Genomic DNA, 19,351 nt, shown 5'->3' on the forward strand with positions numbered 1-19,351 from the left:
GCGGTCGCCGTGGCCGCGTCGTGCCCGCTCACGCCATGCCTCCGTTGTGCTGAATCCCGTGGGTCCCGTGCGTCCCATGGGCCCCGTTGGCCCCGTGGATCCCGCCCTCGCCGGGCGGTGCCTGGTGTGGGATGCGCGGCTCGGTGCCCGAGGCCGCGGCTTCGGCGTTGGCGTCGGCGTCGGCCGCCGTGGCCTCGCGCTCGGCGACGACCTCGCGGACGGCGTCGATGACCCCGGTGTAGCCGGAGCAGCGGCAGAGGTTGCCGCACAACGCCTGACGGGTCTCCAGCTCGCTCGGGGCGTGGTTGCCCTCCAGCAGGTCGTGGATGGTCATCGCCATGCCCGGTACGCAGAATCCGCACTGCACCGCACCCGACCTGCACAACGCCTGCTGCACGTCCGAGAGTTCCCCGTCCGTCGCGAGACCCTCGACGGTGCGGACCTCGCTCCCGGCGGCGGTCGCGGCCGGAACCAGGCAGGAGGCGACGAGCCGGCCGTCGACCTGCACGGCGCAGGCGCCGCACTCGCCCTGCGAGCAGCCGTCCTTGGCGCCGGCGAGGCCGAGGCGCTCGCGCAGCACGTAGAGCAGCGACTCCCCGATCCAGGCGCCGGTGACGGGCCGGTCGGCGCCGTTGACGCGCAGCACGTACGACGCCGACGGGTGCTCGTGATGGGCGACGGGCGCCGTCACTTCTTCGTCGTACGTCGGATCCTGCGCCGGGAAACCTCCGGCGCTGCCCGCGTCCGGGGTCGTCTCCGCGCCGGCGGGGACGTCCCCGGTCGGCGTGGGCGACTCCGCGTCTTCGGCGAAGGCGTGGCCGGATCCCGTGAACCCGTGCTCACCGCGCTCGGCGGCCACCGCGGCCCCGGCCGGCGCACCGGCCTCGGCCCCGGCAGCCTCGGCCTCGAACCCGGCGGGCTCGAACCCGGCGGCCTCGAACCCCGCGGCCTCCGCCGCCACGGGCTCACCCCCGGCCGGCTCACCGACACCGGCCCCGACCAGCGGCTCCGGCTCGGGCTCGGGCCCCGGCCCGGGCTCCGGCTCGGCAGCCGCCTCCGCGGCCACCTCCGCGAACCCGTGCCCGCCCGCGAACGCGGCCTCGGCCGGCGCCGGCTCGGCAGCCTCGGCAGGCATCTCCGCGTACCCGTGTCCGCCCGCGAACGCGGCAGCCGGGCCGGCCGCCGCCTCGCCCCGGGATGCGGTCGCTCTGCCAAGACCGGCGCCGCCGCCGCGCCATGGGCGGCCTCGATGTCGTGCGGGGCCGGGTGCACCGGCTCGCCCTCGGGCAGCGTGCCCACGCCCGGGCCGCCCAGCACGCGCGGGCCCCGGGGCGGGGCGCCCGCGCCGTGGCCGCCGAACCCCCGCGCGGCGTCGGCGAGCCCCGGCAGTACGCCCGAGGTCAGCGACAGGTCGCCCTCGGCCGCACCCGGCTGCCCGGCCGCGTAGCCGCGCGCCTCCTCGTACCCGCGGGCGTCCTCGTACCCGGTGTGGCCGGTCGCCCAGGGGGCCGCCGCGCCGCCCGGCAGTGTCGCCGGGGCCTGGCTCCAGTCGGCGTCCAGGGCGCCGTTGCCCGTCACCGACGCCGGCATCGCCCACTGCCCGGTCGCGTGCGACTGCGACTGGGCCTGCGCCTCGTAGGACTCGTACCCCTGCTCCTGCGGCTCGTGCGTCGCCTCGGGGAAGCGCCACTCCGCGGTCGCGCCCAGGTCGTGCTCGGCCTCGCCGCCCTGGGCGGCCGGTTCCGCGAACGCCGCCGAAACCGACGGCGGCAGCGGGATCGAGGCCGGGATCGGCCCGCCGACCGGCGCGGGCGAAGGCGCGGGCGAAGGCTCTGCCCCGGCCTCCGGCCACTGCACCGGCATCGTCCAGGTGCCCGTCGCCGACGGGTCCGTGGTGGCGGTCCCGAGCGGCACGATCATCGGCGGCGGCACGTACCCGTGCCCGGGGGCCGCCAGCGGCTCCCCGGTGCCGAAGGCGCCCAGCATGTCCTCCGGAAGCTTCACGAAGGCCGTCGCGTCGGAGTCGTACTCGCCGCCGTGCGGCACCGGCTCCCAGCCCCAGGCGGGTTCGGCCTGCCCCGTGGGCCCGCTGCCACCGCTCATGTTCCCGATCTCGTTCTCACTCATGAGGTCAGTGCCCTCCCCAGGGCCCTCCGTGCCAGCACGGCGACCGTCCGCCGCAGATGCAGTACGCCGGGGGCCACCGGCTCCCCCTGGTCGGGTACGCAGGCGGCCGCGACGTACTCCCCGAAGGCCTCCAGCGCCTCGGGGGCCAGGCTCCGCTCCCCGTCCCAGTCGATCAACGAGGCCACCCACTGCTCGGCTTCGAGCGGCCGCAGCGGCATCGGGGCGACCGCGCCGATCGCGCAGCGCACACCCCGGCGCGCGGGGTCGAGCACGAGCCCCACGGACGCCACCGCGCGCCCCGGCCCCGTACGGCCCGTGGCCTTCAGGAACACCTGCGGGGCGTGAAGCAGCGGCACCCGTACGAAGCCGATCAGCTCGCCCGGCCGCAGCATGTCGCGCCCGGCCAGCAGGTGCGACACCGGGATCTCCCGGCTGGAGGTGCCGGCGGACCCCGCCGTGCCGGGCTCGCCCGGACCGACGATGACCAGCACGGCCTCCAGCGCCGCCAGCACCGGCAGCGCGTCCCCGGTCGGCGCCGCCGTGGCGATGTTGCCGCCGAGCGTGCCGGCGTTGCGGATCTGCGGCGGGCCCGCGGCCCGCGCGGCCGCCGCCAGGGCGGGGATCAGGGCGGCGAAGTCCGGCCGGCCCATCCGCGCGTGGGTGAGGCCGGCGCCGAGCAGGGCGTGGCCGTCCTGGTACTGCCAGCCCCGGATCTCGTTGATCCGGCCGAGGCCGACGAGTGCGGCGGGCCGCAGCAGCCCCGCGTTGACGGCGGCCATGAGGTCGGTGCCGCCCGCGACGGGCACGGCGGCGGGCATGGCGGTGAGCGCCGCCACGGCCTCGTCGAGCGAGGCCGGGAGCGTCACGGACTGCGCCGCTTGCGAGGCCTGCGGGCCTTGGGGCCCCTGAGGTGAATCCGGTGCGTGCAGTGCATGCGGTGCGTGCGTGGTCAACCCAGCTGCCCCTTCCCGATGTCCCGGTCCCGGCGCTCACGCCTGTCCGCCGTACGGTACGTGCTCACCGCCGGGACGTGGCAACTCTGGCACATCTTCCGCACCGCCCGGCGCGAGGGTCGGCCGGTCGCCCCCGAAGGGGTCACACCCGGCCCACCTCGGCACATCGCGCCCGATTTCCCCCGTATGAACCGAAATCGAGAAAGAGTTCCAGAGACTGTCGAAGAGTTCCGCTTGCCGGAGTCACACGATCGGGGGCTCCCCCTCGATCGGGCGTCCGAGCACCCCGGGCCGACGCTGCCACGGCAACGGACCGCCGGGACGCCGGTAGTCGACGCCGAGCGCGTCCAGCCGTGCGCGGTGCCCCGCCATCCGCGTCTCGAAGCCGGCCCAGTCCCGCTCGGCGGATTCCGGAAGCCGCGACCAGACCACCTCCGCGAACGCGGCCAGCCGCGGGAACACCTGGTAGTCCACCCGGCCCTGGTTTTCCGTCACCTCGGTCCACACGTTGGCCTGAGCCCCCAGGACATGGGCCGCGGCCTGCGGCGACAGCTTCGGCGGCACCGGCTCGAAGCGGTACACGTCCTCCAGCGAGCGCACGTACCCGATCGGCATCGGCTCGTCGGGGCCGCCCGCCTGACGGTGGTCCAGGTACACCTGCTGCTCGGGGCACATCACCACGTCGTGGCCCGCCTCGGCCGCCGCGATCCCGCCCGCGTACCCGCGCCAGGACGACACGGCCGCGCCCGGCGCCAGTCCGCCCTCCAGGATCTCGTCCCAGCCGATCAGCCGCCGCCCGCGCGCCGACAGCCACGCGTCGAAGTGCCGGATGAACCAGGACTGGAGCCCGTCCTCGCCGTCCACCCCCAGCTCCCGGATCCGCTCCTGCGCGGCCGCCGAGGCCCGCCACTGCGCTTTGGGGCATTCGTCCCCGCCCACGTGCACGAACGGCGAGACCTCGACGGGGAACAGCTCCAGCAGCTCCTCGAAGACCCCCTCGTAGAACCGCAGTACAGCCTCGGTCGGCGCGAGCACGTTCTCGTTGACGCCCCAGTCGTCCCACACCCCCAGCGCGGCGGTGTCCACGACATCGGTGTTCCCGAGCTCCGGGTACGCGGCGATCGCGGCCTGCGAGTGCCCCGGTACGTCGATCTCCGGGACTACCCGGACGTGCCGCTCGGCGGCGTACGCGACGATCTCGCGGATGTCGTCCTGGGTGTAGAAGCCGCCGTGCGGGGTCTCGTTCCACAGCGGCGAGGCCCGGTGGCCCCAGCGGCTGCGCGGCCGCCAGGCGCCGACCTCGGTGAGCCTCGGGTGGCGCTTGATCTCCACCCGCCAGCCCTGGTCGTCCGTCAGGTGCAGGTGCAGCACGTTGAGCTTGTGCGCGGCGAGCAGGTCGATGTAGCGCAGCACGCCGTCCTTGGGCATGAAGTGCCGTGCGACGTCCAGCATCAGGCCGCGCCACCCGAAGCGGGGGCCGTCGACGACCGTGCCGTGCGGGAGGCTCCACACCCGGCCGGGCAGCGGCGCCTTGCGGTAGGCGTCGGCCCCGAGCAGCTGACGCAGCGTCTGGGCGCCCCAGAACAGTCCGGCGGCGGACGCGCCGGCGAGCTCCACGCCGCCCTCGTCGATCGTGAGGGCGTAGCCCTCGGGCCCGCCCGTCCCCGCGGCGTCCGGGTCCAGGCGCAGCCGTATGTCGCCCACCGCTCCCGGCCCGGCCTCCGGCAGCCCCCACCCTGTGGCGGCCCCGAGCTCGCGGCGCAGCCAGCGCGCGGTGCCGGCGGCCGCGGTCCCGGCGGCGAGGACGGGCTCGGGCCCGAACACGTAGGGCGCCGCGTCCGGGCGCAGGGCGGTGGTCCGGGGCAGGGGGATCAGGTCCATGCGTCAGCCCTTCGCGACAGCGTGTTGCACCCTGCGCAACAGCGGTTCCACAGAGCGCTCGTTGCCGCCGACCCTAGTACGGAGCGGGCCCCCGGGGTACGCAGAAGGCCCCCGGGGCGCGCGGGTGCGCACCTCGGGGGCCTCGACGTCTCGGCGTCCGGGTCCGGCGAAGTCGGGCCGGGAGGACCTACTTGTCCTTGCCGCCCTTGTCCTTGTCGCCGCCGGCGCCCATGGACTCGTAGATCTCCTTGCACATGGGGCAGACCGGGTACTTCTTCGGGTCCCGGCCCGGGACCCACACCTTGCCGCAGAGCGCGACGACGGGGGTGCCCCCGAGCGCGCTCTCCATGATCTTGTCCTTCTGGACGTAGTGGGCGAAGCGCTCGTGGTCGCCGTCGCCGTGGGACACCTGCGGCGTCGGCTCTACGAGGGTCCCCGTACCAGTCCCGCGCTCGGGCTCAAGAGTGCTCATAAAACCCAGGGTACCGACCCCCGCCGGGGTCAGTTGAGCGACGGGTCGTCCGGATAGGTCGCGACCATGGCGAGCTCGCTGCGCTGGCGGCGCAGGACCGCCCGCCACAGGCGCTCGGGATCCGGGAAGGAGATGTCCCCGGGCTCCGACTCCACCACGTACCAGGCGCCGTCGCCGAGCTCGTCCTCCAGTTGGCCGGGGCCCCATCCGGAGTAGCCCGCGAAGATGCGCAGCGAGCCCAGGGCCGCCGCCAGCAGTTCCGGCGGGGCCTCCAGGTCGACGAGGCCGATCGCCCCGTGCACCCGGCGCCAGCCGAGGGGACCTTCCTCGCCCGGGATCACGGCGATGCCGAGGGCGGAGTCCAGGGCCACCGGGCCGCCCTGGAAGACCACGCCCGGATCGCCGGCCAGCGTGGCCCACGGCAGCAGGATGTCGCCGACGCCCACGGGGGTCGGCCTGTTGAGGACCACGCCGAGGGAGCCCTGCTCGTCGTGGTCGAGCAGCAGCACCACCGCGCGGTCGAAGTTCGGGTCCGCGAGGGCTGGGGTGGCCACGAGCAGCCGCCCTGTGAGGGAGGACACCTCGGTCATGCCGACATGATCTCGCACATTCGCCCTTCAGGGGGAGCGGGCGGCGAGATCCAATCGTCCGCAGCTCAGGGCGCACGGCAGCAGACGGGAGCGCGCGCCCGCGACGCGGGCGGAACGCGACACTCCGCCACCTGGCGGGCACTCAGGGTGTTGTGTCTCATTCATGACAGTCATACGGGCGCGTTGGCCTTACAAATAGGGGGGTTGCGCCCCTTACCCTTTTCCCTGGCCCCCTGCCCACCCTCCTCTGGCTTCGCCGGGGGAGCCCCTCTCCGGAACGCGAGATTCATGACCGGCACAGACAGAGACGACGTACTGCTTGTCCATGGCGGTACCCCGCTCGAGGGCGAGATCCGTGTCCGCGGTGCGAAGAACCTCGTGCCCAAGGCCATGGTCGCCGCTCTGCTCGGCAGCGAACCCAGCCGCCTGCGCAATGTCCCCGACATCCGCGACGTGCGGGTCGTGCGCGGTCTGCTCCAGCTGCACGGTGTCACCGTGCGCCCCGGCGAGGAGCCGGGCGAGCTGGTGCTCGACCCCACCCACGTCGAGAGCGCGAACGTCGCCGACATCGACGCCCACGCGGGTTCTTCCCGGATCCCGATCCTGTTCTGCGGCCCGCTGCTGCACCGCCTCGGCCACGCCTTCATCCCGGGCCTCGGCGGCTGCGACATCGGCGGCCGGCCGATCGACTTCCACTTCGACGTGCTCCGCCAGTTCGGCGCGACCATCGAGAAGCGCGAAGGCGGCCAGTACCTGGAGGCCCCGCAGCGGCTGCGCGGCTGCAAGATCCGCCTGCCGTACCCGTCCGTCGGTTCGACCGAGCAGGTGCTGCTGACGGCCGTTCTGGCCGAGGGCGTGACCGAGCTCAGCAACGCCGCGGTGGAGCCGGAGATCGAGGACCTCATCTGCGTACTGCAGAAGATGGGCGCGATCATCTCCATGGACACCGACCGGACCATCCGGATCACCGGTGTGGACCGCCTCGGCGGGTACAACCACAAGGCGCTCCCGGACCGTCTGGAGGCCGCGTCCTGGGCTTCCGCGGCCCTGGCGACCGGCGGCAACATCTACGTGCGCGGCGCCCAGCAGCGCTCCATGATGACCTTCCTGAACACGTTCCGCCGCGTCGGCGGCGCGTTCGAGATCGACGACGAGGGCATCCGCTTCTGGCACCCGGGCGGCGCGCTCAACGCGATCGCCCTGGAGACGGACGTGCACCCCGGTTTCCAGACCGACTGGCAGCAGCCGCTGGTCGTCGCCCTGACGCAGGCCACGGGCCTGTCGATCGTCCACGAGACGGTCTACGAGTCGCGGCTCGGCTTCACCTCGGCGCTCAACCAGATGGGTGCGCACATCCAGCTGTACCGGGAGTGCCTGGGCGGCTCGGCGTGCCGGTTCGGCCAGCGCAACTTCCTGCACTCGGCGGTCGTCTCCGGCCCGACGAAGCTGCAGGGCGCCGACCTGGTCATCCCCGACCTGCGCGGCGGGTTCTCGTACCTGATCGCGGCGCTGGCCGCCGAGGGCACCTCGCGCGTCCACGGCATCGACCTGATCAACCGCGGCTACGAGAACTTCATGGAGAAGCTCGTCGAGCTGGGCGCGAAGGTCGAGCTCCCCAACGGCGACCTCGTCTGACACCGCGTGACCGGGGGCCCCGCGAGGGGCCCCCGGGACGCCAGAAGGGCGGCCACCCCACCGGGTGGCCGCCCTTCCGTTTCGCTGCGTACTAACGCGGCGGGACTACTTGCCCTTGGCGGCTTCCTTGAGCTTGGAGCCCGCGGAGACCTTCACGCTGAAGCCGGCCGGGATCTGGATGGGGTCGCCGGTCTGCGGGTTGCGCGCGGTGCGAGCGGCACGGTGGGTGCGCTCGAAGGTCAGGAAGCCGGGGATGGTGACCTTCTCGTCGCCCTTGGCGACGACCTCACCGATGGTCTCGGCGAGGGCGGCCAGAACGGCGTCGGCGTCCTTGCGGGTCACCTCGGCGCGCTCGGACAGAGCGGCCACCAGCTCACTGCGGTTCATGTTGTACTCCCGTGTTCAACTTGCCTTAGAGGCGTGAGATCGAAGCCGATGCTGCCAGGGCCCTCGGACAGTCCCCGGACCCGGGTCTGACGTCAGACCCTCTCGCCCGGTTACGCATCCTGCCCCCACCAGCGGCGGGAAAGCCAATCCGGCACCCGACAGGGTCACACGAAAAGCGCCACAGTCACGCCGCGGTGACGCTCCGTCCGCACCAGGGGTTCCGGTGGATGCGGACCGCGGGCCACGCGGGCATCCCCGCAACCCTAGAGGGGGCTTGGCGGGCCCGCATCTCGCGACGCGCCGGAGAAGGCACGTGGGGGCCGTCACAGTCCCCGTCGCGACGACCGCGACGGCCGTGATCGTCACACGTCGTCACGGCCGCTGCGGCATACGGGTCCTAGGCGGGGGTGGCGGCCTTGCGGACGGCACCGGCGACGGCGCCCGCGACCTTGTCGTTGAAGACGGACGGGATGATGTAGTTCGCGTTGAGCTCGTCCTCGCCGACGACGTCCGCCAGCGCGCTCGCGGCGGCCAGCATCATGTCCGTGTTCACGGTGCGGGACTGAGCGTCCAGCAGGCCGCGGAAGACACCCGGGAAGACCAGCACGTTGTTGATCTGGTTCGGGAAGTCCGAGCGCCCGGTGGCCACGACGGCGGCCGTCTGACGGGCCACGGCCGGGTCGACCTCGGGGTCCGGGTTCGCGAGCGCGAACACGATCGCACCGTCCGCCATGGCGGCGACGTCCTCGCCGGAGAGCACGTTGGGGGCGGAGACGCCGATGAACACGTCTGCGCCGACCACGGCCTCCTTCAAGGTGCCCGTGTAGCCCTCGGGGTTGGTGTTGTCGGCGATCCAGCGCAGCGGGGAGTCGGCGGCCGCGTCGACGAGGTCGGGGCGGTCCGCGTGCACGACACCGTGGATGTCGGCGCTGACGGCGTTCTTCACGCCGGCCGCGAGGAGCAGCTTGAGGATGGCCGTACCGGCCGCGCCGGCGCCCGACATGACGACCTTGACGTCCCCAACTGCCTTGCCCACGACGCGCAGTGCGTTGGTGAGGGCCGCGAGGACGACGATGGCGGTGCCGTGCTGGTCGTCGTGGAAGACGGGGATGTCGAGGGCCTCGCGCAGGCGGGCCTCGATCTCGAAGCAGCGCGGCGCGGAGATGTCCTCCAGGTTGATGCCGGCGAAGCCCGGGGCGATCGCCTTGACGATCTCGACGATGGCGTCGGTGTCCTGGGTGTCCAGGCAGATCGGCCACGCGTCGATGCCGGCGAAGCGCTTGAAGAGGGCCGCCTTGCCCTCCATGACGGGCAGCGCGGCCATCGGGCCGATGTTGCCGAGGCCGAGCACGGCGGAGCCGTCCGTCACGACTGCGACGGAGTTGCGCTTGATGGTGAGGCGGCGCGCGTCCTCGGGGTTCTCGGCGATCGCCATGCACACGCGGGCCACGCCCGGGGTGTAGATCATCGAGAGGTCGTCACGGTTGCGGATGGGGTGCTTGGACGCCATCTCGATCTTGCCGCCGAGGTGCATCAGGAAGGTTCGGTCGGAGACCTTGCCGAGGCTGACGCCCTCGATGCCGCGCAGCTTCTCGACGATCTCGTCGGCGTGCGCGGTGGAGGTCGCGGCGATGGTGACGTCGATACGGAGCTTCTCGTGGCCGGAGGCGGTCACGTCGAGGCCGGTGACCGACCCGCCGGAGGACTCGACGGCGGTGGTGAGCTGGGAGACCGCGGTTCCGCTCGCGGGCACTTCCAGGCGGACCGTCATCGAGTACGAGACGCTGGGCGCCGTTGCCATGGCCGTGTTCCTCTTCTGTCCCTGGTTTTTCTGTACATACGGGGACCTGTCACACGGTGGGTGTGGCAGGGCCTGTTGTCCGATCGTCCCACCTACCAGCCAGTACAAGGTAACCAGCTACAAATTTCGGAAAGACACTTCCACCATACGAGATTTGATCGGGTGGCGGAAGCCTCTGAGGCCGAATCCGGCCACGCAAAACAGGTCTGCCCCCTCTGTTTCCACAGAGGGGGCAGACCTGTTGATACGACTATGACACCGACCCGCCATGCTCGCCTCGCGGCAAGTGGTCGCTCTAAGCGACGAAGGTTGGGCCCGGGGGCTTGGATCGAGTCGGTGCCTCACCCAGGCTAACAAAGGATCGCCGGATGCGATCCCCCTCCGGGGAGTTGACCTCGTCTCACCACGCCGTTGGCCCATCGCCCGGCCGGCGGCCCCGGACGGGAGCGCGCCCGCCGGGGCGGAGTCGGCCTACGGGTGGAGCAGGGCCGGGACGCCGTCCGGGGTGGGGGTGTCCTTCGGGGTGGAGACGACCGTCAGTTGCTGCGTCGCGCGCGTGAGCGCCACGTACAGGACGCGCAGGCCCGCCGGGGACTCGTCGGCGATCTCGGCCGGGGAGACGACCACCGTGGCGTCGTACTCCAGGCCCTTCGCCTCCAGGCTGCCCAGCGCCACCGCCCGTTCCCCCAGGTCCGCCAGCCAGCCCGCGGCCTCCGCCCGCCGGTCCATGGCCACGACCACGCCCACCGTGCCGTCCACCTGCGCCAGCAGCCGCCGGGTCTCCTCCCGCACGGTCTCCCGCAGGTCCTGCGCCACCGCCGTGAACCTCGGCAGCAGCCCCGTCGAGCGCACCGCCGTCGGCGGCTCCATCCCGGGCATCGCCAGCCGCAGCACCCGCGAGGCGACCTCCGCGACCTCCGCCGGGTTGCGGTAGTTCACCGTCAGGGTGAACCGGCGCCGCGGCCGCGTCCCCAGCGCCTCGTCACGCGCCGCCGCCGCCTCGTCCGGGTCCGTCCACGAGGACTGCGCCGGGTCGCCGACGACCGTCCAGGTGCCGTGCCGGCCCCGGCGGCCGACCATCCGCCACTGCATCGGCGTCAGGTCCTGCGCCTCGTCCACGATGACGTGCGCGTACTCGGTGCGCTCCGCCGCGATCCGCTCGGCCCGCTCCCACTGGGTCTCCTCGCGGGTCGGCATCAGCTCCTCCAGCCCCGTGAGCTGGTCCAGCGGGTCGAACTCCCGCTTCCGCTTCGGCCGCGCCGGGGCACCCAGCAGCTGCTGGAGCTCGTCCAGCAGCGCCACGTCGTGCACCGACAGCGGCCCCTTGCCGTCCGTGCCCACCCGGCGCAGCGAGCGCGCCAGCTGCCGCGTCTCGCGCGGGTTCAGGTCCCGGCGCGACCAGCGCCCGAGCTTGCGCTCGTCGGCCATCGCGGCCAGCACCCCGCGCGGGGTGAGCTCCGGCCACCAGGCGTTCAGGAAGCCGATGAAGGCGTCCTCGGTGGAGATGTCCTCGTCGAACGCGGAGCGCAGCTCGGCGGCCAGCTCCGGGTCGCTGTGCCGGCCGGCCTGCCCCGACTTGGCGTACAGGGCGTCCAGCAGCAGCTTGCGGGCGCGCGGGCGCAGCAGGTTCACCGGCGTGGTGGCGCCGAGCACGTTCTGCCGGATCCGGTTCAGCTCGTCGGCCTCCAGCTCCTGTCGCCGCCCGAAGGCGACCACGCGCAGCCGGTCCGGGGCGGGGCCGCCCGCGTTGCCGAGCTCCAGGGCGCCCCGTACCGCCTTGCGCAGCACCTTCAGCATCCGCGAGGAGCCCTTGATCCGGGCCACGGCCGGATCGTCGTACGTGGTCGCCTCGGCGCCGTCGACCAGCGAGCCGAGTGCCCGGATGGCGACCTGGCCCTCCTCGCCCAGCGAGGGCAGCACGCCCTCGGTGTACGCGACGAGCAGCGGCGTCGGGGAGACGATCAGGATGCCGCCGGAGTAGCGGCGGCGGTCCTGGTAGAGCAGGTAGGCGGCGCGGTGCAGGGCGACGGCGGTCTTGCCGGTGCCCGGCCCGCCCGCGACCTCGGCCACGGACGCGGCGGGGGCCCGGATGACCAGGTCCTGCTCGGCCTGGATGGAGGAGACGATGTCCCGCATCGAGTGCGTACGGGCCCGCCCGAGCGCGGCCATCAGGGCGCCGTCGCCGATGGCGGGCAGCTCCCGGCCGTTCAGCGTGGCGGTGACCTCGGGGCGCATCAGGTCGTCCTCGACGCCGAGCACCTTGCGGCCCTTGGAGCGGATGACGCGGCGGCGCACGACGCGGCCGGGGTCCTTGGGCGTGGAGCGGTAGAACGGCGCGGCGGCCGGGGCGCGCCAGTCGATGACGAGCGGCGCGTAGTCCGTGTCGAGTACGCCGATGCGCCCGATGTGCAGGGTTTCGGCGATCTCGGCCGTGAGGTCGGGGCGGATCGCGTCGTCGGCGGGTTCGATGGAGGTGAACGCGCCGTCGGCGCCGCGTTCGCCGTCCTTGCCGCGGACCAGGTCGATCCGGCCGAAGAGGAAGTCCTCGAACTCGTTGTTCAACCGGTTCAGGTGGATACCGGCACGGAAGACCTGCGCGTCGCGTTCCGCGAGCGCGCCGGGCGTGCCGACCTGGCCGCGTTTGGCGGCATCGTTCAGCAGGAACTCGGCCTCGTGGATCTTCTCCTCAAGGCGGCGGTACACCTGGTCCAGGTGCGTCTGCTCGACCGCGATCTCCCGATCGCGGACGGAATCCGCCGTGCTGTCGACAGCGGCATTCTGCGCGGCCACCAAGGCCCCCTTCTGACGTGCATGGGCGACCGTCAACCGTACGCGAACCTGGGCCCTGTCCGCACGCCCGTTCCGCGACCGTCCCACGCGTCGATCATGCCGGGTCCGCGCCGATCGGCAAGAGGGCCTCCACCGTCCGGCGAGCGGACCTACGCCGACCCGGCCGCCAGGACCCGGCGCCGGTGCCGGGCCACCCGCTCCCGGTTGCCGCACAGCTCGCTGGAGCACCAGCGGCGCCGGTGCCCGCGCGAGGTGTCCAGGTAGACGCGGGCGCAGCCGTCGCCCTCGCAGGCCCGCAGCAGCGCCCGGTCGCCCGGATCGGTGAGCAGTTCGACGGCGTCCCGGGCGACGGCCGCGAGCAGCCCGGCGCATTCCACTCCGCCGCACAGTTCCCGTACGAGGTGACCTTGCTGGTCCCGTACGGCGCACAGCCCCGGCGGCGGGCCGGCGGCCGGGCCGTTGACCCGGGCCAGGGCGGCCGCGGTGCCCGGGGAGGGGGCGCCGGCGTCGAGTTCCGCCCGTACGAGGGTCTCCACGTCGTGGCGCAGCGCCCGGAAGGCGTCCACCCAGTCGGGTCCCATCCGCGCCAGCGGCGTCCGGTCGGGCACCAGCCCGGCTCCGGTGAGCCACAGCCGCAGCTCGTCGGTGTCCCGGATCCCCTCATGGGGAGCGGAGGTGGCCACCAGGTCCAGGCAGACCCGCCCGGAGTCGAACCACATGCCCGTCACCGCCTCGGTTGGCTATGGGTGCCTTCAGAGTGCCCCCGGGCCGGGCGTTGCGGAACCCCCCGTGCGGGGGCCTAGCGGGGCGGCGGGTTGTCGTGGAGCAGCCGCTGGAAGAGGCGGTGGTCGCGCCAGGCGCCGTTGATGTGGAGGAAACGGGGCGCGAGCCCGTACTCCTCGAAGCCGGCCTTGGCCAGGACGCGCTGCGAGGCCGCGTTCTCGACGATGGTCCCGGCCTCGACGCGGTGCAGGCCGACCTCGTCGCGGGCGATCCGGCAGACCTCCTCCACGGCGGCGGTGGCCAGGCCCTTGCCGGCCCAGGCCCGGTCGACCCAGTAGCCGACGCCGCCGCTGCGGAAGGGGCCGAGCGCGATGCTCCCGAGGTTGATCGCCCCGACGGGCACGTCCCCGGCGACGAGCACGTACGGCCGGACCCGCCCGCCGTCCCGCTCGTCGAGCAACGCCTCGACCCGGGCGCGCTGCCCCGCCTCGGTGTAGAACTCCTCGGCCCGGTACGGCTCGTACGGCGCCATGTACGCCCGGTTCCGCTCCAGTACGTCGGCCAGCCCGGCGGCGTCGTCAACCGTGACGCCCCTCATCTCCACCCCATCGATGATCACCGGGGCACGCTAACGAACCCTCCGCACCAGATCCAGCCCCGCCAACCCCAGCCCGCCAACCCCAGCCCCGCCGGCGTTTGAGGCGCGGGGGTCCGGGGGCGGAGCCCCCCGCAACGGCGCCGCACCCACCCAGGCGCCGTCGGCACTTGAGGCGCGGGGCCCGCCCCGGGCCCGGTGCGGAGCCCCCGGGGCCCGGGCGCGGCCCGCCGCGGCTACCTCACCGCCGCGCAGTCCCCGGCGTCCAGCGACAGCCGGTACCCCCGCTTGACCACCGTCTGGATCAGCTTCGGCGCCCCCAGCGCCACCCGCAGCCGGGCCATCGCCGTCTCGACCGCGTGCTCGTCGCGCCCCGCGCCCGGCAGCACGCGCAGCAGCTCGGCGCGCCCCACCACCCATCCCGGCCGCCGGGCCAGCGCCCGCAGCAGGGCCATCCCGGCCGGCGGCACCGGCCGCAGCTCCGCGTCGACCAGCACCGCGTGCCCGCGGATCTCCAGCCGCCGCCCGGCCACCGGCAGCACCCGGGCCCGCCCGGGCAGTTCCTGGCAGAGCAGCTGCACCAGCGGCCCGAGCCGGAACCGTTCCGGCTGGACGGTGGCCACCCCGTGCCCCTGGAGCGGCAGCGCGGTGACGGGCCCGACGCAGGCGCTGAGCACGTCCCCCCGCAGGGCGCCCAGCACGGCGTCCCGTACGCCCCGCTCCTCGGCCCGGGCCAGCAGCGAGGCCGCCGCCGGGGCCGAGGTGAAGCTGACCGCGTCCACCGACCCGGCGGCGACCGCGTCAAGCAGCCGGTCCAGCGGCGCGAGGTCCTCCGGCGGCATCCACCGGTACACCGGCACCACGACCACCTCGGCCCCGCCCTCCCGCAGCGCCTCGACGAACCCGGGCAGCGGCTCCCCGTGCAGCTGGAGCGCGACGCGCCGCCCGGCGACCCCGCCGGCGAGCAGCCGGTCCAGCACCTCGCCGAGGGACTCCGACTGCGGGGACCAGTCCTCGACGAGCCCCGCGGCCCGTACGGCCCCCTTCACCTTCGGCCCGCGCACCAGCAGTTCGGCGTCGCGCAGCCGGCTCAGCAGCTCCTCGCCGATCCCCCACCCCTCGGCGGCCTCGATCCACCCCCGGAACCCGATGGCCGTGGTGGCGACGACCGCGCAGGGCGGGTTGTCGATGAGCTCCTTGGTGGCGGCGAGCAGCTCGGTGTCGTCGGCCAGCGGCACGATCCGCAGCGCGGGCGCGTGCAGCACCTGGGCGCCGCGCCGCCGCAGCAGCGCGATGAGGTCGTCGGCGCGGCGGGCGGCGGTGACCCCGACGGTGAATCCCGCCAGCGGTCCCGTCCCGTTCCCGGCGCCGGCGTTCGGACCGGTCGGGGCGTCGGGCCGTGGTCCGGTGTGCGTGTGGTCGTCCATCGTGACCTGCCTTGCCAGTGGGTCGGTATCGCGGGGGCTGGAACGGAGCCTGCCAACAGGCCGTGTCAGGCTCGGTTCCGCCGCATTTCGGCGTCGTTAACCGCCGTTACACCGAGGTGAGCTGGGGTTTCGCCGCCGCGCCCGCCGCCGGGGCGATCACGGCCGCGGGGCGCCGAAGGTATACCGCCCATGTCACCGCGCAGCACACGGCGTAGAAGGCGAGGAAGGTGACGAACGCGGCCGTTCCGGTGCCGGAGCTCAAGAAGGCCTCCCGGAACACCAGGTTGATGCCGAGTCCGCCGAGCGCGCCGACGGCGCCGATCAGTCCCATCGCGGCGCCGGACAGCCGGCGCCCGTAGGCGGCCGCGGCCTCGCCGTCCATGCCGCGGGCGAGCGCCTTGGCCTGGAAGATGCCGGGGATCATCTTGTACGTGGAGCCGTTGCCGAGCCCGCTCAGCGCGAACAGGGCCACGAAGCCGATGAGGAACACCGGCAGGGACTCCCGTACCGAGGCCAGGACGACCACCCCGGTCGCCGCGGCCATCGCCACGAACGTGCCGAGGGTGATGCGCGCCCCGCCGAAGCGGTCGGCGAGCGCCCCGCCCACGGGCCGGATCAGCGAGCCGAGCAGAGGCCCGATGAAGGTCAGCGAGGCGGCCTGGAGCGGGGTGCGCCCGAACTGCGTCTGGAGGACCAGTCCGAAGGCGAAGCTGTAGCCGATGAAGGACCCGAAGGTGCCGATGTACAGGAACGCCATGATCCAGGTGTGGGCGTCCCGTACGGCCTCGCGCACCGCGCCGGTGTCGTTGCTCACGGGGGCCAGGTTGTCCATGCGCACGAGGGCCAGCGCGGCCGCGATCACGATCAGCGGGACGTACGCGGCCAGCAGCAGCCGCGGGTGTCCGGCCCCGGCGGTCCCGATGATCAGCAGCGCGACGAGCTGCACCACGGGCACGCCGATGTTCCCGCCGCCCGCGTTGAGGCCGAGCGCCCAGCCCTTCTTGCGCAGCGGGAAGAAGGCGTTGATGTTGGTCATGGAGGAGGCGAAGTTGCCGCCGCCCACGCCGGTCAGCGCGGCCACCGCGAGGAAGGTGCCGTAGGAGGTGCCGGGCTCCATGACCACCAGCGCGGCCACGGTCGGCGCGAGCAGCAGCAGCGCGCTGACGACGGTCCAGTTGCGCCCGCCGAACCGGGCGACGGCGAAGGTGTAGGGCACCCGGACCAGGGCGCCGACGAAGGTGGCGGTCGCGATCAGGAAGAACTTGCCGGCCGGGTCGATGCCGTACTGGGGGCCCATGAAGAGCACCATCACCGACCACAGGGACCAGATGGAGAACCCGATGTGCTCGGAGAGCACGGAGTAGACGAGGTTGCGGCGGGCGATCCGCTCGCCCGACTCCCTCCAGAACACGTCGTCTTCGGGATCCCACCGCTCGATCCAGCGGCCCCCCTTGCGCGGTGCGGTCGTACCGGTCATCACACGCCTCCACTGCTGTCTCGTCCGTGGTGACGATCCTAGGAACGGCGCGTTTCGGCCCCGGTCCCCGCCCGGTGACCGGCGCGAAACCTTGGACTCACCCCCGGTCGGCGACGGGTGTGAGCGCCGCCGGCAGCCAGCTCCCAGAGGGTGTTTCCAGCCAGCCCCGCTCGGCCGCGAGCCCGGCGGCGGCCTCGGCGAGCGCGTCCAGGCCGGGATGGGTGAACCCCTTGCGCCACACCATCGCCAGCGGTGACAGCGGCACGGGCCCGACCAGCGGTCGTTTCACGCTGCCCGGCATGTCGGGAAAGTCCACGGTCACGAGCACCGGGTTGCGGGTTTTGGCCATCACCCTGCGGAACTCCTCCTTGCCCACGGCGACGGGCGCGGGCGGCGCCGGCGCGATGCCCCGCCCGGCGAACAGTTCGCGGGCCAGCCCGGTCCACTCCAGGGTCCGCGGATTGCCGGCCCCGACGTACACGGTCTCCCCGGCGAGCGCGTCCAGCGGTACGTCCTCCAGCGCGGCCAGCGGATGCCCCTCGGGCAGCAGGACGGCGAGCGGCTCGTACCGTACGGGCCGGTACGCGAGCCGGGCCCGCAGACCCGCGTCCAGCCCGGCGGCGTACCCGAAGGACACGTCGAGGCGCCCGGCGGCGATCTCCCGGGCGGCGTGGGTGAGCCCGCTCTCGAACCGGGCCATCAGCTCGCACCCCGGGGCCAGTTCCCGGGCCCGCTCCAGCACGGCGCGTCCGCTGCTCGGGCCGTCGGTGTTCAGGTCGACGAGCAGCGCCCGGGGCCCGCCGAAGGCGGCGGCGAGCTCCTCGTGGGCCAGCAGCACCCGCCGGGCCGGCGGCAGCAGCCGCTCCCCGTCGGCGGTCAGCTCGACGGCGCGGGTGGTGCGTACGAAGAGCGCCGCGCCCAGCATCTGTTCGAGGCGCCGGACGTCCCTGCTGAGGGCCTGCTGGGCGACGTACAACCGGGCGGCGGCCCGGGTGAAGTGCAACTCCTCGGCCACGGCGACGAACCCGCGCAGCAGGCGGGGTTCCACATCACGGGGTATCACGCACGGAGACTAACAACAGGAGGCGGTCAATCACCGGGGAACAGGTGTTGGACGCCGGCCCGGCCCGCCCCGGAGCCTTGATCCATGCCCGCAGCTCCCGCAGCCCCCGCCACTCCCGCGACCCGCCTCATGGCCGTCACCGGCTCCACGCTCGTCCTCGCCGACCTGCCGCGCCCGACCCGCACGCCGCACCCGCCGCGGCGCGCCCGCCGGTCCGCCGTCGCCCCGTACCGGAGCCTGTTCGCCCTCCCCGGCACCCGCGCCTTCACCGCCGGGAACCTGATCGCCCGCCTCCCCATGGGCATGTTCGGGATCAGCGCGGTCATGATGATCGCCGGGCAGCGCGGCTCGTACGCCCTCGCCGGCGCCGTCACCGCGACCGGGCTGGCCGCCACCGCGGTCGTCGCGCCCTGGACGGCCCGGCTCATCGACCGCCACGGCCAGGCCCGGATCGCCGTCCCGGCCACCCTGATCGCGGTCCTCGGCTCGCTCTCGCTCGTCCTGTGCGTCGCCCGCGACGCCCCGGCGTGGACCCTGTTCGCCTCGTACGCGGCGACCGCGACGACCCCCAACATCGGCGGCATGTCCCGGGCCCGCTGGACCCTGCTGCTGCGCGGCTCCCCCGGCGCGCACCACACCGCGATGTCCTTCGAACAGGCCGCCGACGAACTCTGCTTCATGCTCGGCCCGGTCCTCGCGGCGTTCCTGTGCACCGCCGTCTTCCCGGAGGCGGGCACCCTGACCGGCGCGCTGCTGCTCCTGACCGGCATGCTGATCTTCACCTCGCAGCGCGCGACGGAGCCGGCGCCGTCGGGCACCCCGGCGACCCGGCAGCCGTCCCCGCTGCGGCCGCTCCTTCCCCTCCTGGCCCTCTTCGGCTGCCTGGGCGTGCTCTTCGGCTCGATGGAGGTCACCTCGATCGCCCACCTCGACGCGCGGGGCCTGGGCGCCGCCTCCGGCCCGGTACTGGCCCTCCAGGCGGCCGGCTCCTGCGCGGCCGGCCTGCTCTACGGCACCCGGCGTCCGCGCGGCCTGCGGACCTGCCTGCTCGCGATGGCCGCCGCGATGACCCTGCCGTGGGCGGCCGCGGCCACCGGCTCGCTCCCGCTGCTCGCCGGCGCGCTGCTGCTGGCGGGCATGGCGACGGCCCCGACGATGGTCACCGCCATGTCCGAGGTCCACGCCCTCGCCCCGGAGGGCCGCCTCAACGAGTCCATGACCCTGGCCGTGACCGCCATCCTCACCGGCATCGCCGCCGGCTCCGCCACCGCCGGCGCCGCCGTCGACCACCTCGGTCCCACGATCCCCTACGCCCTGCCGGCGGCCGCGGCCCTCCTGGCCCTCGCGGCTCTCGCGGCCCGCTTGACCCGTTCACCGGGATCGGCCGGCCCGGGCCACTGACGCCGCGGTCCGGACATGACGAAGGCCCC

15 protein-coding genes are annotated in these 19,351 nt (G+C 73.9%); 2 read left to right on the top strand and 13 right to left on the bottom strand.

Features of this window, described 5'->3' with window-relative positions:
* Positions 1 to 28: 28 nt before the first annotated feature.
* The 5 genes from OG982_RS10400 to OG982_RS10420 all read right to left on the bottom strand — a co-directional run bounded on the left by OG982_RS10400 (position 29) and on the right by OG982_RS10420 (position 6,023).
* Positions 29 to 1,852, bottom strand: a complete 1,824-nt coding sequence (locus tag OG982_RS10400; protein ID WP_266948380.1) for a (2Fe-2S)-binding protein — start codon at positions 1,850 to 1,852, stop codon at positions 29 to 31.
* A 271-nt stretch (positions 1,853 to 2,123) separates the two neighbouring features.
* Positions 2,124 to 3,056 (bottom strand): xanthine dehydrogenase family protein subunit M, encoded by a 933-nt coding sequence (locus tag OG982_RS10405; protein WP_266792053.1) that lies wholly within the window; start codon positions 3,054 to 3,056, stop codon positions 2,124 to 2,126.
* Between the two features lie 267 nt (positions 3,057 to 3,323).
* Positions 3,324 to 4,961, bottom strand: coding sequence for a beta-N-acetylhexosaminidase (locus OG982_RS10410; protein WP_266787889.1), 1,638 nt, complete (start codon positions 4,959 to 4,961; stop codon positions 3,324 to 3,326).
* Between the two features lie 187 nt (positions 4,962 to 5,148).
* Positions 5,149 to 5,433, bottom strand: a complete 285-nt coding sequence (locus OG982_RS10415) for a DUF3039 domain-containing protein (RefSeq protein WP_053679372.1) — start codon at positions 5,431 to 5,433, stop codon at positions 5,149 to 5,151.
* 29 nt (positions 5,434 to 5,462) lie between these two features.
* Entirely contained in the window at positions 5,463 to 6,023 is a 561-nt protein-coding gene (locus tag OG982_RS10420; RefSeq protein WP_266787888.1) for a YqgE/AlgH family protein, read from the bottom strand.
* 288 nt (positions 6,024 to 6,311) lie between these two features.
* On the opposite strand from OG982_RS10420, the gene murA reads away from it, so the two are divergent.
* Positions 6,312 to 7,658 (top strand): UDP-N-acetylglucosamine 1-carboxyvinyltransferase, encoded by a 1,347-nt coding sequence (gene murA, locus OG982_RS10425; protein WP_266787887.1) that lies wholly within the window; start codon positions 6,312 to 6,314, stop codon positions 7,656 to 7,658.
* A 105-nt stretch (positions 7,659 to 7,763) separates the two neighbouring features.
* Here murA and OG982_RS10430 read toward each other — a convergent pair whose 3' ends face one another.
* From OG982_RS10430 to OG982_RS10465, 8 genes are all read right to left on the bottom strand, one after another.
* Positions 7,764 to 8,045 carry an HU family DNA-binding protein gene (locus OG982_RS10430; RefSeq protein WP_008743457.1) on the bottom strand — a complete coding sequence of 94 codons (282 nt, stop codon included), beginning with the start codon at positions 8,043 to 8,045 and terminating at the stop codon, positions 7,764 to 7,766.
* Between the two features lie 397 nt (positions 8,046 to 8,442).
* The gene (locus OG982_RS10435; RefSeq protein ID WP_266787886.1) at positions 8,443 to 9,846 is read right to left on the bottom strand and encodes an NAD-dependent malic enzyme; all 1,404 of its coding nucleotides are present in this window, start codon (positions 9,844 to 9,846) and stop codon (positions 8,443 to 8,445) included.
* 471 nt (positions 9,847 to 10,317) lie between these two features.
* A complete protein-coding gene (locus tag OG982_RS10440; protein WP_266787885.1) occupies positions 10,318 to 12,636 on the bottom strand; it encodes a UvrD-helicase domain-containing protein in 2,319 nt (772 codons plus the stop codon).
* A gap of 149 nt (positions 12,637 to 12,785) precedes the next feature.
* Positions 12,786 to 13,355 carry an ABATE domain-containing protein gene (locus tag OG982_RS10445; RefSeq protein WP_266787884.1) on the bottom strand — a complete coding sequence of 190 codons (570 nt, stop codon included), beginning with the start codon at positions 13,353 to 13,355 and terminating at the stop codon, positions 12,786 to 12,788.
* An 80-nt stretch (positions 13,356 to 13,435) separates the two neighbouring features.
* Positions 13,436 to 13,957 carry a GNAT family N-acetyltransferase gene (locus OG982_RS10450; RefSeq protein ID WP_266949881.1) on the bottom strand — a complete coding sequence of 174 codons (522 nt, stop codon included), beginning with the start codon at positions 13,955 to 13,957 and terminating at the stop codon, positions 13,436 to 13,438.
* Positions 13,958 to 14,190: 233 nt separating this feature from the next.
* Positions 14,191 to 15,381, bottom strand: a complete 1,191-nt coding sequence (locus OG982_RS10455; RefSeq protein ID WP_266787883.1) for a uroporphyrinogen-III synthase — start codon at positions 15,379 to 15,381, stop codon at positions 14,191 to 14,193.
* A 106-nt stretch (positions 15,382 to 15,487) separates the two neighbouring features.
* A complete protein-coding gene (locus OG982_RS10460; protein ID WP_266948382.1) occupies positions 15,488 to 16,858 on the bottom strand; it encodes a NarK/NasA family nitrate transporter in 1,371 nt (456 codons plus the stop codon).
* 97 nt (positions 16,859 to 16,955) lie between these two features.
* Positions 16,956 to 17,921, bottom strand: a complete 966-nt coding sequence (locus tag OG982_RS10465; protein ID WP_266948384.1) for a LysR family transcriptional regulator — start codon at positions 17,919 to 17,921, stop codon at positions 16,956 to 16,958.
* Between the two features lie 84 nt (positions 17,922 to 18,005).
* Between OG982_RS10465 and OG982_RS10470 the strand changes: the two genes are divergently transcribed.
* Positions 18,006 to 19,322: an MFS transporter gene (locus OG982_RS10470; protein WP_266787880.1), complete on the top strand. Its 1,317-nt coding sequence runs from the start codon at positions 18,006 to 18,008 to the stop codon at positions 19,320 to 19,322.
* Positions 19,323 to 19,351 lie beyond the last annotated feature (29 nt).

Source organism: Streptomyces sp. NBC_01551 (assembly GCF_026339935.1).
GTDB lineage: Bacteria > Actinomycetota > Actinomycetes > Streptomycetales > Streptomycetaceae > Streptomyces.

Coding starts and splice junctions, on each gene's coding strand:
- OG982_RS10410 (WP_266787889.1), bottom strand. CDS start 4,961: ATGGACCTGATCCCCCTGCCCCGGACCACCGCCCTGCGCCCGGACGCG.
- OG982_RS10415 (WP_053679372.1), bottom strand. CDS start 5,433: ATGAGCACTCTTGAGCCCGAGCGCGGGACTGGTACGGGGACCCTCGTA.
- OG982_RS10420 (WP_266787888.1), bottom strand. CDS start 6,023: ATGACCGAGGTGTCCTCCCTCACAGGGCGGCTGCTCGTGGCCACCCCA.
- murA (WP_266787887.1), top strand. CDS start 6,312: ATGACCGGCACAGACAGAGACGACGTACTGCTTGTCCATGGCGGTACC.
- OG982_RS10430 (WP_008743457.1), bottom strand. CDS start 8,045: ATGAACCGCAGTGAGCTGGTGGCCGCTCTGTCCGAGCGCGCCGAGGTG.
- OG982_RS10435 (WP_266787886.1), bottom strand. CDS start 9,846: ATGGCAACGGCGCCCAGCGTCTCGTACTCGATGACGGTCCGCCTGGAA.
- OG982_RS10445 (WP_266787884.1), bottom strand. CDS start 13,355: ATGTGGTTCGACTCCGGGCGGGTCTGCCTGGACCTGGTGGCCACCTCC.
- OG982_RS10450 (WP_266949881.1), bottom strand. CDS start 13,957: ATGAGGGGCGTCACGGTTGACGACGCCGCCGGGCTGGCCGACGTACTG.
- OG982_RS10455 (WP_266787883.1), bottom strand. CDS start 15,381: ATGGACGACCACACGCACACCGGACCACGGCCCGACGCCCCGACCGGT.
- OG982_RS10460 (WP_266948382.1), bottom strand. CDS start 16,858: ATGACCGGTACGACCGCACCGCGCAAGGGGGGCCGCTGGATCGAGCGG.
- OG982_RS10470 (WP_266787880.1), top strand. CDS start 18,006: ATGCCCGCAGCTCCCGCAGCCCCCGCCACTCCCGCGACCCGCCTCATG.